This is a genomic window from Rhizobium aethiopicum (genome assembly GCF_900094625.1).
In the GTDB taxonomy this organism is placed as follows: Bacteria; Pseudomonadota; Alphaproteobacteria; order Rhizobiales; family Rhizobiaceae; genus Rhizobium; species Rhizobium aethiopicum.
In genome coordinates, this window is the sequence record NZ_FMAJ01000004.1 from 174,344 (window position 1) to 187,386 (window position 13,043).

Below are 13,043 nucleotides of genomic sequence, written 5' to 3' on the forward strand. Positions count from 1 at the left end.
AGGATCACCGCGGGCCCTGGTCACTTACTTGCCGCGAACCGTGTCGAGCTCCTTGAAGAGCTGCGTTACGGTCTCTGCACCGATCTGAGCCGAGAACTTGTCGACCAGCGGCTTGACCGCGTCGCGCAGCTTCTGCGTCTCTTCGGGGCTGAGTTCGGCGACCTCCATGCCGGTCTTCTTGATTTCCTCGATCGCATTGGCGTCCTTCTCCCTGGACACCTTGCGCTGATAGTCGCGGGCTTCCGTCGCGGCGGACTGGAAGACCCCTTTTTCCTCGTCGTTCAGGCCGTCCCAGAACTTCTTGCTGATGAGCACGATCTGCGGATTGTACTGGTGACGGGTGACCGTCATGTATTTCTGCACTTCGAAGAATTTGGCGTTGATGATGTTGGCGGCCGGGTTCTCCTGGCCGTCGACGGTGCCGGTTTCGAGCGCGGTATAGAGCTCCGTATAGGGCAGCGGCACCGCATTGGCGCCAAGGCTGTTGAAGAGCTCGATCGGGATCGGCGACTGGATCGTACGGATCTTCAGACCCTTGATGTCCTCGAGCTTGGTGACGGGGTGGCGATTATTGGTGAGATTGCGGAAGCCGAGTTCCCAATAGCCGAGACCGACGAGGCCGGTATCGGGCAAGAGCTTCATCAGGTCGGTGCCGAACGCGCCGTCCATCACCTTGTCGGCCTCTTCGCCGCTGTTGAAGAGGAAGGGCAGGTCGACGGCGCCGAACTGCTTGACGTTGCTGGCGAGGATACCGGCATTGAGCACCGTCATCTCGATCACGCCGCCCTGCAGCGCCGACACCGTCTGGACGTCGCCGCCTAGCACGCCGCCCGGAAACAGCTTGACCTCGATCTTGCCCCCGCTCTTTTCCTTCACCAGCTCGGCAAACTTCTCCATGCCCATGACCTGGGGATGGCCCTTATTGTTGGCGGCGGCGAATTTGAGGCTATGTTCGCGAATTTCGGCCATTGCTGGGCCGCTCGCCAAGAGGGCGATGGGCAAAGCCAGTCCCAGCGCCAGTTTCGTCAATCTGTTCAGCATGATTTCCTCCCAGGATAGAGCCGGCATCTCCCTCCGGCCGCGTTGCAATTCATCGCCGTCATCGGCGAAGTCAGTGCCCGAACCAGGCGACCGGGGCGGTCACCAGCGCGGGGAAAAGGACGAGCAGGAAGAGAACGATCAGTTCGGCGACCATGAAGGGGATGACGCCCCTCATCAGATCTTCCATCGAAAGCTTCGAAACGCCGCAGATGACGTTGAGCACCGTACCGACCGGCGGCGTGATCAGCCCGATCGAATTGTTGATGATGAACAGCACGCCGAAATAGACCGGGTCGATCCCCGCCTGCTTGATGATCGGCATCAGCACCGGCGTCATGACCAGGATCGTCGGCGTCATGTCCATGGCGGTGCCGACGATGACGATCAGCACCATGATCGCAAGCAGTAGCAGCGTCTGATTGTCCATCAGGGGCTCGACAAGCACCGCGAGTTCGCCGGGCACGTCGGCGACGGTGATCAGCCAGGCCGAAACGGCGGCGCAGGCCACCAGGAACATCACCACCGAGGTGATTTTTGCTGCCGCGACGAAGACCTCGAACAGCCGAGACGGCGGCAGTTCCCGATAGACCACCATCGATACGAACAGTGAATAGACCGCCGCCACGACACCGGCTTCTGTCGGCGTGAACACGCCAAATTTCAGGCCGACAATGATGATGACGGGAAGCATCAGCGCCCAGATGCTCTCGACGAAGGCTTTCATTCGCACCTTGCCGCTTTGCTTCGGCGGCAGGGCGAACTGCTCCTTGCGCGCCACGATCAACCAGGTGACGCAAAGGGCAGCGGCGATCAGCAGACCGGGAACAATGCCTGCCAGGAACAGCTTGGTGATCGAGACCCCGCCGATGACGCCATAGAGGATGAAGCCGATCGAAGGCGGGATGATCGGGCCGATGACCGAGGCCGAAGCGAGCAGACCGCCGGCGCGAGCAGGATCATGGCCTGATTTCAGCATCATCGGGAAGAGCAGGGCGCCAAGTGCGGCCGCATCGGCGACCGCCGACCCGGAAAGACTTGACAGCACGCAGGCCGCGAAGATGGCGACGAAGCCGAGGCCGCCCCTGATATGGCCGACCATGGCCATGGCGAGGTTGACGATGCGGCGCGAAAGACCGCCTGTGTTCATCACCTCGCCGGCGAGCAGGAAGAAGGGAACGGCCATCAGCGGAAAGCTGTCGGCGCCATTCAGCACATTCTGCGCGACGATCTGCGCATCGAACATGTCGAGATACATCATCAGCGCCACGCCAGTGATGATGAGGGCAAAGGCGATCGGAACGCCGAGCGCCATGGAGCCGAGAAGCGCGCCGAGAAAGATGGTGACGGTCATGACGCGGCTCCTCAGTGCTTCGGCTTCAGCGCGGGGAATGTCGAGTGCGCGGGAACTTCGAGTGCCGCCTGTTCCTCGCTGTCACGCACAAGCTCGGCGGTCGTCACGTCGATGCGGTCGGTCGCGATGGCAAAAGCATCCCAGAGAAGGATGAAAAAGGCCGGCACACCGAAGGCGAGCCCGGCGCCGTAGAAAACGCCCATCGAGATCCCGGTCGCCGGCGCCGAAACGTGGAGGTTGATCAGCGTCTGAGTCCAGCTGCCACTGATCATCAGCCACGTGGCGGCGAGCATCATGCCGTAACCGAGCAGCACCGCGAACTTGGCGACAGGTTTCGGCAGGCGAGTGATCAGGGAATCCACCCCGAGGTGAGAATGCTCGCGCATCGCGACGACGGCGCCGAGAAAAGTCAGCCAAACGAAAAAGATCCGCGACAATTCCTCCGAGGAGGTGATGCCCTGGTTGAAGGCGTACCGAAGCACGACATTGCCGAAAACCAGCACCACCATACCTGCCAGCAGCAACGCGATCGTCACCTTCAGCACGAAGAAGTAGAAATCGATGATACGGGTCATTCGCTCCTCCCAGGCGAGGCCTTGCCCTTGCCAGCCGACCGTTGTCAGACCCGCAAAATGCAGGTCATGACCAAGATATTGCCGTCGCGATCAATTCCTCCACTGTTCGCCACTACAAAATGTACTAACTAGTTCGTATGTCAAGCGGCATCTATTGAAACATGCCGTCGACGTGAATAAGACTCGCGGACACGGAAACAGGAGCACTTGTTTCCGATGAAGCTCGAAAGCCGAAAATCGAGACATAAAACAAGAGATTAGGAAGTGCGATAATCAGGCTCATGGCGGAACGGGGCGAAAACGGCCGGAAGAACGATCCACAGCAGACGAGAGAGGATATCCTGCTCGTCGCTACCGAGGAATTCTCGACCCATGGGCTCGCCGGCGCCCGCGTCGACTCGATCGCCGAGAAGACGCGCACCTCGAAGCGGATGATCTACTACTACTTCGGCAGCAAGGAGGGGCTCTACCTTGCCGTCCTCGAACAGTCCTACCGCAAGATCCGCTCGCTGGAATCTGATCTGCATCTGTCCAATCTCGAGCCGGAAGAGGCGTTGCGGACGCTAATCTCGACGACCTTCGATCACGACGAAGCCAATCCGGATTTCGTCCGTCTCGTCAGCATCGAGAACATCCATCATGCTGCCCATATGCTTCGCTCGGAAGCGATCCGGGATCTCAACGTCTCCGTCATCGAAACCATTGCCGGCATATTGGAGCGCGGCTTCAACAAGGGCGTCTTCCGGCGGAGGGCCGACCCGATCGACATCCATATGATGATCAGCGCCTTCTGCTTCTTTCGCGTTTCGAACCGCTATACTTTCGGCACGATCTTCCGGCGCAATCTGTCGGATGGCGAGATCATCGAACGCCATCGTGGAATGATCGCCGATGCGGTCGTCAGCTATCTGAAGAGCTGACGGCGCGCGCCTAGCCGCGCTGGGAAGCAAGGTACTCCAATTTCGAAATCGGCGCCGAGGCAAAAAAACCGGCAACCGCCAGCGACCAATGTGGAGTTTTTATCGAAATCGCGGCGTGCGCCTGGCATTGTGGAGCAGTTCGCAAGCTGTCGCGAATGGCCCAAAGAGCTTGAGAAGCAGCGCCTGCTCCTCGGCATTTATCCGATGGCGAGCGCAGAACTCGGTTACGGACCAGACTTTCGTCAGATCCTCCGACTCGATTTGCTTGGGTTCGATGTGTTCGGTCAAGAGCTTGTCCTCCGAACATTGAGACTACGCCCGCCCGGCTTTTATACGAACTAGCTAAAAGGGGTTATATGTCGGCGTGCATCGGGCATTTCAGTAAAAGCGGCGTATATATGAAAAGCCCGCCGATTGCGCGGCGGGCGTCTTGTCTCACTGATCTATGGGCTGCGGATCAAACGCCGACGCCGTCGGGCAGAGCGTCCGTGCCGAGGATGTTGAGCGTCACCTTGGCAGTGTCCGTATGGCCTTCGCCATCGGAGATCTTGTAGTAACGGAGAACTTCAGTGTAGGTCTGACCCGCTTCGAGATCGGCCGTGAGCTCGTAGGTGAACTCGCCGTTCGCCTTGACATGGAAGGTGCCATAGGTACCGGCAATATCGGTTACGGCATCAGCCTTGGAATCCACCTGCGTGCTCAGGAACTGACGCAGGAACATCTTGCCATTGTCGCCGGCGATGTCGTTATCGAGAACGTTGCCGGCAATGGGGCTGCCTTCGGTGAAGCTGTAGACGTCGTCGACAGCAATCGGCTTCTGGGTGACGCCCTGGATGTTGAGCGTGAACAGGCCGACATCGGTATGGCCGCTGCCGTCGGAGATCTTGTACGATACCTTCTCCTGGAGCAGCTCGCCGTTGCTGAAGCCGATCTTGGCTGCATCGCTCAGCACATAGGTATAGCTGCCGTCCGGCTTGACGAAGAACGTGCCGTACTCGCCCTGGATTTCGGTGATCTGGTTCATGCCGCTCTTGGCGCCAACGCTAGCGCCGTCAAATGCACGCAGGAACAGATGACCGTTTTCGGACGAGTCGTTGGAAAGAAGATTTCCGGAAATTACGTCAGTTTCTTGAAATGTTGCACTATCGTCAGTTGCGTGAATCAACGAAGCCATTAGTTTCTCCTAAAATTGTTTATCAGCAGGCCAATTTGACCGTAGCGAGCCGCTCCTTTAACAACTTATTAATACTACAAGTCAATGGGTTATTTAACGCAAGGTTAACATTCGCGTTTAGCGTGTGCAGCCGCTTATAAATCGACTAATACGCTTTTCACTTCAATCAAATTTGAAGCAATTTCGACCTATTTACACGCGGTAAACTTGAAAGAACCTCTGCGGCGACTACGTTACCGCGGCGCTTCTCTGATGCTGCTTTACGGTGCCTGCACACCATTGCAATCCCAGACACCCGCACCTATCTTTAGGTCGACCTTGATCCCATCGGACACCGGAGTGGTGCCGACTCGTCCGCGAACGCCAAGGATCGGCGGTGTGTGCCAGCCGGCGCACTATGGGCAATCCCAAGAACAAGCGATGATCACGGCTGCGGCCGGCAGAGGATTTCTTTTGAACCACGAAACACAGCGACTGCGATTGCGGCAGGTCGGCCGCGGCGCAAGCGCGGCATGCTGTCCTAAACTGCGGGAGCCTGAACGGCATTTCCCCTGCCTCTTTGCCGCCGCGAATGTAGGCGCCGATCGCTGCACAGTTCGGCTGAGAAATGATCATAATCCCAACAAGGAGACTCGACATGCAGGTACTCGTCAGAGACAACAACGTCGATCAGGCCCTCAGGGCCTTGAAGAAGAAAATGCAGCGCGAAGGGCTGTTCCGCGAAATGAAGGAACGGCGCGCCTATGAGAAACCGTCCGAACGCCGCGTCCGGGAAAAAGCGCAGGCAATCAGCCGGCAGCGAAAGGCTGCCCGCAAGAAGATGCAGCGCGAAGGGCTGCTGGTCGGGCGCAAGCGGACCGCCGCGCGTTAGAATCTACCCGGTCCCAGCGATTACAATTCCCGAAAGGATAGACAATGGACGAACTGATTAGCCTCACCGTTTCGGAGGAACGCCTCGAGGATTGCCGCGATGTGGTCGAGCCGGATTTGCAGGACCTGATCCAGCGCGCACTGACATCGGGCTTTTCGCGGGAGGAAATCCTCATAGCAGTCAGCGAATTGGTCGCAGAAGACTTCGCGATTGTTATGGAAACCCCGAGCGTGCATTGAGGACATGAGCAGTGGCCACGATGGTACAAAAGGATCTCTTTGGTGTGGCCGATGACGATTTTCCTGAGGGTTTCCGATATTCCCAGGATATTGTGCCCGTCGATCTGCAGCGCTCGGTTCTCGAAGCGATACCGGCCCTGCCGTTCAAAGCCTTCGATTTCCACGGGTTCGAAGGCAAACGCAGGACGGTCTCCTTCGGCTGGAAATACGACTTCGACAGTCAGCGCATGAGAAGAGCAGAGGAAATACCGTCTTTGCTGCTCCCCATTCGCGAGGTCGCAGCACGCTTCGCGGATATCGTGCCCGAGGCGTTCGAACATGCTCTCGTGACGGAATATTCGCCCGGCGCTCCAATCGGCTGGCACAAGGATAAATTCGTGTTCGGCCGAGTCGTCGGCATCTCCCTGCTTTCGTCCTGCACCTTCAGGCTGAGGCGCCGGGACGGCGACAAATGGCTGCGGCGATCGCTGGTGATTGAACCCGGCTCCGCCTATCTTATGGCCGGCGCCTCAAGAACGCTCTGGGAGCATTCCATCCCGCCTGTCGATCAACTGCGTTATTCGATCACCTTCCGGGAATTGGCCGCGTAAACTACGGGAACATCGGCTCTAACAGATGGTTACTCCGTCTTTCGCACAAACGGAGATAACGATGGTTGAGCAGGATGATGCGACACGGGTATGGGAGTTAATCGACAGAATAGGGTTTTGCATGTTGACGACCCGAAATGGCGACAACCTGCGCGCCCGACCGATGTCCGCCTATAGCGCGCAACTTGAAAACGCGGTCTATTTTCTCACGGATCTCGGTAGCCACAAGGACGACGAGGTCGCCCGCTGGCCGAGCGTCTGCCTGGCCTTTGCCGACACCAAGGCACAGAAATATGTTTCAGTGTCAGGGACGGCGGAAGTGCAGAACGATCGCGAGAAGATCCGTGAATTGTGGGCGACGCCGGCAAAGGCATGGTGGGACAACCCCGACGATCCCTCCATCCGCATCCTCAAGGTTAGCCCGGTCTCGGCCGAATATTGGGACAGCCCCGGCACCATCATCAGCTATATCAAAATGGCGGCCGCAGCGGTTACGAACAGCAAACCGGATATGGGTGACAATGCCGAGGTCACCCTCTGACGAATAGGCGCTCAACGAAGATTGATGCCTGCCGCTCACCAAAGGAAATCAGGATCGGTTGGCCGACTCCTTGACGAAATCGATGAATGCCCTCAGCGGCGCGGGCACCAGACGCCGGCCGGGATAATAGAGGAACGGCCCGGAAAAGCGCTGCCACCACGGCTCCAGGACGGGTTCGAGGGCACCGCTGTCGAAATGCGGCCGCAGCCAATCTTCAAAAATGCAGATGATGCCTGTGCCCGCTATCGCCGCGTCGACGGCAAGATCCGTCGCCCCACCAACCCTGACGATCAAGGGGCCGGTGGGTTCGACCCGCACCACCTCACCGTCTCGCTCATATTCCCATGGAGTCGTCATTGCGCCGCTGGCAAAACGGCCCAGCAGGCAAGCATGGCCGAGGAGTTCACTCGGATGTTGCGGCCGCCCGCGGCGGCCGAGATAAGCAGGCGACGCCGCAGTGGCAAAGCGCTGGTGGCGCGGACCGATCGGAATCGCGATCATATCCTGCTCCAATCGCTCGTCATAACGGATGCCGGCATCGCACCCGGCAGCGAGCACGTCGACGAAGCTCTCCTCGGCGACGATTTCCAGGCGGATATCGGGATAGGCGGCGAGGAATGGCGGAACGATTGCGGGCAGCACCAGCCGCGCAGCGCTGACCGGCACATTGAGCCGCAGCGAACCAACAGGCCTGTCGCGAAAACGGTTGACCACGTCGAGCGCGGCCTCCACCTCCGTCAAAGCGGGGCCGAGCCGCTCAAGCAAACCCTTTCCCGCTTCGGTCGCAACGACGCTGCGCGTCGTGCGATTTAGAAGCCTGACCTCAAGTTTGGCCTCCAGGCGACGCACCGCTTCGCTCAAGAAGGAGGCGCTGCTGCCACTGGCACGCGCTGCCTCGCGAAAACCACCTGCCCCCGCCACCGCGACAAAGGCGTTGAGGTCACTCAGGTCTGCTTTCACTGTTCGCCACTCCGCACAGCCTGTGCGCATTGTACTCAATTATCACACGCGTCGCCAACGAGTAATTTCGATCCCATCTCTTGAAGGGAGCGAGATCATGTCCATCATAGATCAGTCCGGCACATTCACTATCGGCGACCGCAAAGTGAGGCGGCTTGGCTACGGCGCCATGCAACTCGCCGGGCCCGGTGTGTTCGGGCCGCCCAGGGATCATGGCGCCGCCCTGGCGGTGTTGTGCGAGGCGGTCGCAAGCGGCGTGCATCATATCGATACCAGTGATTTCTACGGTCCGCACGTGACCAACCAGATCATCCGTGAAGCGCTCCATCCCTATCGCGACGATCTCGTGATCGTCACGAAAGTCGGCGCACGGCGCGGCGCGGACGGATCCTGGATTCCCGCCTTCTCGCGCCAGGAACTGACGCAGGCGGTCCACGACAATCTTCGTAACCTCGGCTTGGACGTGCTTGATGTCGTCAACCTCCGGATCGCATTTGACCTGCATAGCCCGGCCGAGGGCTCGATAGAAGCACCCCTGACGGTTCTCGCTGATCTCCAGCGGCAAGGCTTGGTCCGTCACGTGGGCTTAAGCAACGCCACATCGAAACAGGTTATCGAAGGCCGTGGGATCACCGAGATCGTCTGCGTGCAGAACCACTATAATCTGGCGCATCGGACCGACGACGGACTGATCGACGATCTTGCCGGTCAAAGCACTGCCTATGTGCCGTTCTTCCCGCTCGGTGGGTTTACGCCGCTGCAGTCGGCCACGCTCTCCAATGTCGCGGCACGTCTCGGTGCGACGCCGATGCAGGCAGCGCTCGCCTGGCTGCTGCAGCGTGCACCCAATATCCTGCTGATCCCGGGCACGTCCTCGCTCGGCCATCTCAGGGAGAATCTCGCCGCTGCCCGGTTGGTGCTACCGGATGATGCTGTTGAGGAACTGAACCGAATGGCCCATATGGCCGCCTGACGGTCGCCGACGGTACAGGTCGCTACGCTGCGGTTCTCGGGCCGCTTAGCGGTCTTGCGGGACGTCGCGGCTATGCTTTCAATAGCGCTCCGGTACAAACATTTCGGCCGGAACCGGCGCCCTGATATAATCGGCATGGCGAATACGATCCGGCAGCTGAATTTCAGGCTTCGGCACATCGTCATAGGGAATCTGATCAAGAAGATGGGCGATGCAGTTCAGCCGCGCCCGTTTCTTGTCGACGGCCTGCACCACCCACCAGGGCGCTTCCCTGGTGTGTGTGCGCGCCAGCATTTCTTCCTTGGCCTTGGTATATTCTTCCCAGTGGATGCGGCTTTCCATATCCATCGGCGAAAGCTTCCACTGCTTCAGCGGATCGTGGATGCGCATCTTGAAGCGGAATTCCTGCTCCTCGTCGGTGATCGAGAACCAGTATTTGATCAGCACGATCCCGGACCGGACGAGCATCCGTTCGAATTCGGGCACCGAGCGGAAAAACTCCTCGAGTTCGTCAGGGGTGCAGAACCCCATCACGCGCTCGACGCCTGCGCGGTTGTACCAGCTGCGGTCGAAGAGCACGATCTCGCCGGCGGTCGGAAGATGCGGGACATACCGCTGGAAATACCATTGATGGCGCTCGCGTTCGGTCGGAGCGGGCAATGCCACGGTTCGGCAGACGCGTGGGTTGAGCCTTTGCGTCACGCGTTTGATCGCGCCGCCCTTGCCGGCCGAATCCCGGCCTTCGAACAACACGACCACCTTCAGCTTCTTGTACTGAACCCAATCCTGCAGCCGCACCAGTTCGTGCTGCAGCCGGAAAAGTTCCCGGAAATAGATCTTTCGATCGAGCGTCTGCTCCGCCGGTTCCGTCATTCCTTCGACGACCAGATCGTCCAGCCTGTCCTCCTCCATCTGCATTTCCAGCTCCTCATCGAAGCTGTCGGCGATTTCGGCCTTTATCCGGCTGAGCTGGTCCTGATCTTTTTGAGACATGGTCTTTTCCCTTTTGCTTTTTTTGACAGGAGCATGTCACTGCGAAGTTTGTGTGACGGTTCGGCCGACCGAGAGCTGGAACAACGGCCTCCCGATTGGGCGCTAACGCATCGGCTTGCTGGAGAGGTGCTTGCGTCACTCCAATCTCTTGATAAACTTCAACCAGGGAATGAAGTGCAAGCATCTGCAAGCAGAGAGGGAGCAAGCAAATGGGGTCCGGATGGCGATCGTAACGCTGGATCATTTCGCCCGCTGTGTCGGGGAAAGCTTCCAAGTCGATATGGGGACAGGATGCCTTGCTTTTACGCTGACCGAGGCACGGCCCTTGCCCGAGCGGGGCTTCGCAGGGATGGTGAGAGCGCCGTTTTCATTGCTGTTTCGCAGTGCGTCAAAGGTGCTGTTGCCACAACAGATTTACAGGCTGCGCAACGCCACACTTGGGATTCTCGATATTTTCCTTGTACCGGTCGCCAGGGACAAAGACGGGATCATCTATCAGGCCGTCTTCAATTAACGCCTGACGGCTCATCCGCCGGCTCTGGCAGGAGCCGGTGCGAGCGCCATTCCATACGAATGTGGGTAACGGTCGTTTCAATCACCATGAATCCCAAGGCCATATAAAGGTCGTATGCGCGCCTGTTGTTTCGATCGACATGCAGTGCGATTCCCGGGATTTCCCTTGTCACTGCCGCATGTTGAATGGCTTTCAGTGTCCCGGAGCCCAGACCCAGATTACGACGTTCGGGGAGGAAGCCGATATCGACAATATGCCAGATATCAGCGTCGAAATCGATGTAGAGGCGGCCGATGGAGGTGCCGTCCTTCTCGATGATCAGGAAGTCCGTTTGCGGGAATGCGGCGACGTAGTAGCGATGTTGAAGATTAAATTGCTGGTCGAGGAATACCTGCTTGTCTTCTTGCGACCACGGGATCCGAGCCAGTTCATCGCTCCGGAACGAATGGTAAAGCTGACGTAGAAAGGGGAGATCGTCCTGCTTTGCCGGACGCAGGATACAGGCCGGAACACAAAGCCGATGATGGCTCGTTCGCGCAGGAAACTCCGGTAGCGGGTCGATCATCAATCGAAGGATGGATAAACGCCGACCAGCGCGATGCAGAAGTTGACGGCAAGAAAAGGCTGACGGTTTTCATGCGGCTGGCTCCCGCCTGCAATGCCGATGACGTTCGGGGCAAATTGGGTATTCGGCTGGGCATCGGGAAGAAACGGACTGCTCGAATTCGGCAGGCTCAGGGCATTGCCTTCACTGGGCGAGGCGGCTCGCTTGGATGCATCGCCTTGATTATAGATAGTCAAGGAATGCGTGTGTGCCGGCATCTCCGCCTGCGTCAGCGTTATGAAGTTGCTGCCGAAGCTGTTGCCGATGGTGCGCGGCGTCAGACCTACGCCTTGACCTTGGTTGCAGCCTGCCCGGTTGGCAAAGTTAGGCAACTGGAACGTGCTCTTGCCATTGCCGCCATATTGGGTGCCGAGCAGGGAAAAAAGTTCGGAGTTCTGCTGGATGGGGAGCAATGTACCGTTGCACGATGCCCAGCCGCGGGGAGCAAAATCGAAACCGAACAGTTGGATCTCGCCGAGATAAGGTTCTGTCATGGCAATGTCCTTGATGGATGAAGCGGGCTCATCGGGATGAGGGAAAGATACCGGCCCATGCGATGCAATACTGCACCGTCAACGTCGGCATCGTATTGTCATGCATGACCGTCGATCCGGTTGCCTGTATTGCCGCCTGTGATGCTGTGATCGGAGTGGCGCCGCTGATATCGGTGGCATACATCGTGTCGCCGCTCAGCGCGGCGAGTTCGGACGAGCTTACCAATGTCGCTTCCGCCAGTCCGGTAGTGGCAAGATACGGATGCGTGTGTGCTGGCATTTGTGTGGGCAGAAGCGTGACGTTCTCGCTACCGGCGAATTGACCGATCACATAGGTCGACAAGTTCGGCCCGCTGCCCTGATGCACCGGTACGCGCCCGCAAAGATTGGGGGTCGCAAACGTTGTCTCTCCATCGCCGCCATACGTCGTCCCGATAAGCGTGAACAGGTTCTCATATTCGGAAATGGGTTGTAGGGAATTGTTGCAGGGCAACCACCCGCTGGGCACTCGGGAAAAGCCAAATAACCGGATTTCTCCGACGAAGGGAGTGCTCATGATTGATCCTCCAAGCAATGGGTTGACAAGCGCTGTTCAATTGGAGGACGGAAAAATCCCCGACAGTGCAATGCAAAAGCTGATCACGTCACAGGGCTGCCTATTCTCATGGGGCTGGCCATTACCGGCGGGGATCACAGTCTGGCTCGACAGCGTGACCTGATCACCACCGGAAGCGCCGTAAATTTCGGCGCTGTTGGTTCCGTAGAGCGCATCGCTCGGATTTCGCACGGTGCCGCTGCTCGTGGTTCCTGTCGCCAGGTGAATGTGCTGAGGCAATTGTTGCTGCAGCAAAGTCACACTTTCGACGCCGCCGGTTGCGCCAATCCCATAGGGCGAAGGCTGCCATGTGGGATCGTAGGATGATCCAAATCCCACCGGCGTACGGCTCTGCATATTGGGCAAGGCGAATGTCGTCTGCCCATCACCACCGTAATGCGTGCCCAAGAGTGAGAACAAGGCCTGGTTCTGGTTCACGCTGAGGAACTGGCCGTCGCACAGGGCAAAGCCTCTGGGCGCGAACGGAAACCCTGTGAGCATGATCTGGCCGAGAAAGAATTCCGACATACCCATACCCCTGAATATACCAACGATATTGAAGAGCATCATCACTCAATCATTGCGCTAAACGCAAGAGCAATTTGCTA

18 protein-coding genes are annotated in these 13,043 nt (G+C 58.4%); 7 read left to right on the plus strand and 11 right to left on the minus strand.

The genetic code is table 11. From position 1 onward, the window contains the following. Positions 1 to 24 precede the first annotated feature (24 nt). The 3 genes from GA0061105_RS10605 to GA0061105_RS10615 form a co-directional block, all read right to left on the minus strand. Positions 25 to 1,041, minus strand: a complete 1,017-nt coding sequence (locus GA0061105_RS10605) for a TRAP transporter substrate-binding protein (protein ID WP_092750024.1) — start codon at positions 1,039 to 1,041, stop codon at positions 25 to 27. Between the two features lie 70 nt (positions 1,042 to 1,111). Next, positions 1,112 to 2,392, minus strand: coding sequence for a TRAP transporter large permease (locus tag GA0061105_RS10610; protein ID WP_092750026.1), 1,281 nt, complete (start codon positions 2,390 to 2,392; stop codon positions 1,112 to 1,114). 11 nt (positions 2,393 to 2,403) lie between these two features. Then, a complete protein-coding gene (locus tag GA0061105_RS10615; protein WP_064695076.1) occupies positions 2,404 to 2,967 on the minus strand; it encodes a TRAP transporter small permease in 564 nt (187 codons plus the stop codon). A 281-nt stretch (positions 2,968 to 3,248) separates the two neighbouring features. On the opposite strand from GA0061105_RS10615, the gene GA0061105_RS10620 reads away from it, so the two are divergent. Then, on the plus strand, positions 3,249 to 3,887 hold the full coding sequence (locus tag GA0061105_RS10620) for a TetR/AcrR family transcriptional regulator (protein ID WP_064695077.1): 639 nt from the start codon (positions 3,249 to 3,251) through the stop codon (positions 3,885 to 3,887). 99 nt (positions 3,888 to 3,986) lie between these two features. On the opposite strand, the gene GA0061105_RS33320 is transcribed toward GA0061105_RS10620, so the two are convergent. After that, entirely contained in the window at positions 3,987 to 4,175 is a 189-nt protein-coding gene (locus tag GA0061105_RS33320) for a hypothetical protein (RefSeq protein WP_064695078.1), read from the minus strand. Between the two features lie 169 nt (positions 4,176 to 4,344). After that, complete coding sequence (gene rapA2 / locus GA0061105_RS10630) at positions 4,345 to 5,061, minus strand: calcium-binding lectin RapA2 (RefSeq protein ID WP_064695079.1); 717 nt, start codon at positions 5,059 to 5,061, stop codon at positions 4,345 to 4,347. 637 nt (positions 5,062 to 5,698) lie between these two features. Here rapA2 and rpsU point away from each other — a divergent pair. From rpsU to GA0061105_RS10650, 4 genes are all read left to right on the plus strand, one after another. Further along, the gene (rpsU, locus tag GA0061105_RS10635; RefSeq protein ID WP_011427834.1) at positions 5,699 to 5,932 is read left to right on the plus strand and encodes a 30S ribosomal protein S21; all 234 of its coding nucleotides are present in this window, start codon (positions 5,699 to 5,701) and stop codon (positions 5,930 to 5,932) included. Positions 5,933 to 5,976: 44 nt separating this feature from the next. Further along, positions 5,977 to 6,171, plus strand: a complete 195-nt coding sequence (locus GA0061105_RS10640) for a hypothetical protein (RefSeq protein ID WP_064695080.1) — start codon at positions 5,977 to 5,979, stop codon at positions 6,169 to 6,171. Between the two features lie 20 nt (positions 6,172 to 6,191). Further along, entirely contained in the window at positions 6,192 to 6,761 is a 570-nt protein-coding gene (locus GA0061105_RS10645; RefSeq protein WP_064695300.1) for an alpha-ketoglutarate-dependent dioxygenase AlkB, read from the plus strand. 61 nt (positions 6,762 to 6,822) lie between these two features. Further along, positions 6,823 to 7,302, plus strand: a complete 480-nt coding sequence (locus GA0061105_RS10650) for a pyridoxamine 5'-phosphate oxidase family protein (RefSeq protein WP_064695081.1) — start codon at positions 6,823 to 6,825, stop codon at positions 7,300 to 7,302. A 48-nt stretch (positions 7,303 to 7,350) separates the two neighbouring features. Here the strand turns inward: GA0061105_RS10650 and GA0061105_RS10655 are convergent, their stop codons facing one another. Next, positions 7,351 to 8,262, minus strand: coding sequence for a LysR family transcriptional regulator (locus GA0061105_RS10655; protein ID WP_092750028.1), 912 nt, complete (start codon positions 8,260 to 8,262; stop codon positions 7,351 to 7,353). Positions 8,263 to 8,359: 97 nt separating this feature from the next. Between GA0061105_RS10655 and GA0061105_RS10660 the strand changes: the two genes are divergently transcribed. After that, positions 8,360 to 9,235, plus strand: coding sequence for an aldo/keto reductase family oxidoreductase (locus GA0061105_RS10660; protein ID WP_092750030.1), 876 nt, complete (start codon positions 8,360 to 8,362; stop codon positions 9,233 to 9,235). Between the two features lie 78 nt (positions 9,236 to 9,313). Here GA0061105_RS10660 and ppk2 read toward each other — a convergent pair whose 3' ends face one another. Then, entirely contained in the window at positions 9,314 to 10,228 is a 915-nt protein-coding gene (ppk2, locus tag GA0061105_RS10665) for a polyphosphate kinase 2 (protein WP_064695084.1), read from the minus strand. Between the two features lie 130 nt (positions 10,229 to 10,358). Here ppk2 and GA0061105_RS10670 point away from each other — a divergent pair, with 130 nt between their 5' ends. Then, entirely contained in the window at positions 10,359 to 10,742 is a 384-nt protein-coding gene (locus GA0061105_RS10670) for a DUF6916 family protein (RefSeq protein ID WP_245294390.1), read from the plus strand. On the opposite strand, the gene GA0061105_RS10675 is transcribed toward GA0061105_RS10670, so the two are convergent. Genes GA0061105_RS10675 through GA0061105_RS10690 form a run of 4 tightly spaced genes read right to left on the minus strand, consistent with a single transcriptional unit; the run spans position 10,735 to position 13,005 of the window. After that, complete coding sequence (locus tag GA0061105_RS10675) at positions 10,735 to 11,307, minus strand: GNAT family N-acetyltransferase (RefSeq protein ID WP_082929012.1); 573 nt, start codon at positions 11,305 to 11,307, stop codon at positions 10,735 to 10,737. The two genes, GA0061105_RS10670 and GA0061105_RS10675, sit on opposite strands and share 8 nt — an antisense overlap. Further along, entirely contained in the window at positions 11,307 to 11,840 is a 534-nt protein-coding gene (locus GA0061105_RS10680; RefSeq protein ID WP_064695086.1) for a phage tail protein, read from the minus strand. The genes GA0061105_RS10675 and GA0061105_RS10680 overlap by 1 nt, the downstream gene beginning before the upstream one ends. A gap of 28 nt (positions 11,841 to 11,868) precedes the next feature. After that, complete coding sequence (locus tag GA0061105_RS10685) at positions 11,869 to 12,396, minus strand: phage tail protein (RefSeq protein WP_064695087.1); 528 nt, start codon at positions 12,394 to 12,396, stop codon at positions 11,869 to 11,871. A gap of 36 nt (positions 12,397 to 12,432) precedes the next feature. After that, complete coding sequence (locus tag GA0061105_RS10690) at positions 12,433 to 13,005, minus strand: phage tail protein (protein WP_245294391.1); 573 nt, start codon at positions 13,003 to 13,005, stop codon at positions 12,433 to 12,435. Between the last annotated feature and the right edge of the window lie 38 nt (positions 13,006 to 13,043).

Bases quoted from the DNA above. Each gene is read 5' to 3' on its own strand.
- GA0061105_RS10650 (WP_064695081.1), top strand. From the start codon at position 6,823: ATGGTTGAGCAGGATGATGCGACACGGGTATGGGAGTTAATCGACAGA.
- GA0061105_RS10675 (WP_082929012.1), bottom strand. From the start codon at position 11,307: ATGATCGACCCGCTACCGGAGTTTCCTGCGCGAACGAGCCATCATCGG.
- GA0061105_RS10680 (WP_064695086.1), bottom strand. From the start codon at position 11,840: ATGACAGAACCTTATCTCGGCGAGATCCAACTGTTCGGTTTCGATTTT.
- GA0061105_RS10685 (WP_064695087.1), bottom strand. From the start codon at position 12,396: ATGAGCACTCCCTTCGTCGGAGAAATCCGGTTATTTGGCTTTTCCCGA.
- GA0061105_RS10690 (WP_245294391.1), bottom strand. From the start codon at position 13,005: ATGATGCTCTTCAATATCGTTGGTATATTCAGGGGTATGGGTATGTCG.
- GA0061105_RS10660 (WP_092750030.1), top strand. From the start codon at position 8,360: ATGTCCATCATAGATCAGTCCGGCACATTCACTATCGGCGACCGCAAA.
- GA0061105_RS10610 (WP_092750026.1), bottom strand. From the start codon at position 2,392: ATGACCGTCACCATCTTTCTCGGCGCGCTTCTCGGCTCCATGGCGCTC.
- GA0061105_RS10645 (WP_064695300.1), top strand. From the start codon at position 6,192: ATGGTACAAAAGGATCTCTTTGGTGTGGCCGATGACGATTTTCCTGAG.
- GA0061105_RS10605 (WP_092750024.1), bottom strand. From the start codon at position 1,041: ATGCTGAACAGATTGACGAAACTGGCGCTGGGACTGGCTTTGCCCATC.
- GA0061105_RS10615 (WP_064695076.1), bottom strand. From the start codon at position 2,967: ATGACCCGTATCATCGATTTCTACTTCTTCGTGCTGAAGGTGACGATC.
- rpsU (WP_011427834.1), top strand. From the start codon at position 5,699: ATGCAGGTACTCGTCAGAGACAACAACGTCGATCAGGCCCTCAGGGCC.
- ppk2 (WP_064695084.1), bottom strand. From the start codon at position 10,228: ATGTCTCAAAAAGATCAGGACCAGCTCAGCCGGATAAAGGCCGAAATC.
- GA0061105_RS10620 (WP_064695077.1), top strand. From the start codon at position 3,249: ATGGCGGAACGGGGCGAAAACGGCCGGAAGAACGATCCACAGCAGACG.
- rapA2 (WP_064695079.1), bottom strand. From the start codon at position 5,061: ATGGCTTCGTTGATTCACGCAACTGACGATAGTGCAACATTTCAAGAA.
- GA0061105_RS10640 (WP_064695080.1), top strand. From the start codon at position 5,977: ATGGACGAACTGATTAGCCTCACCGTTTCGGAGGAACGCCTCGAGGAT.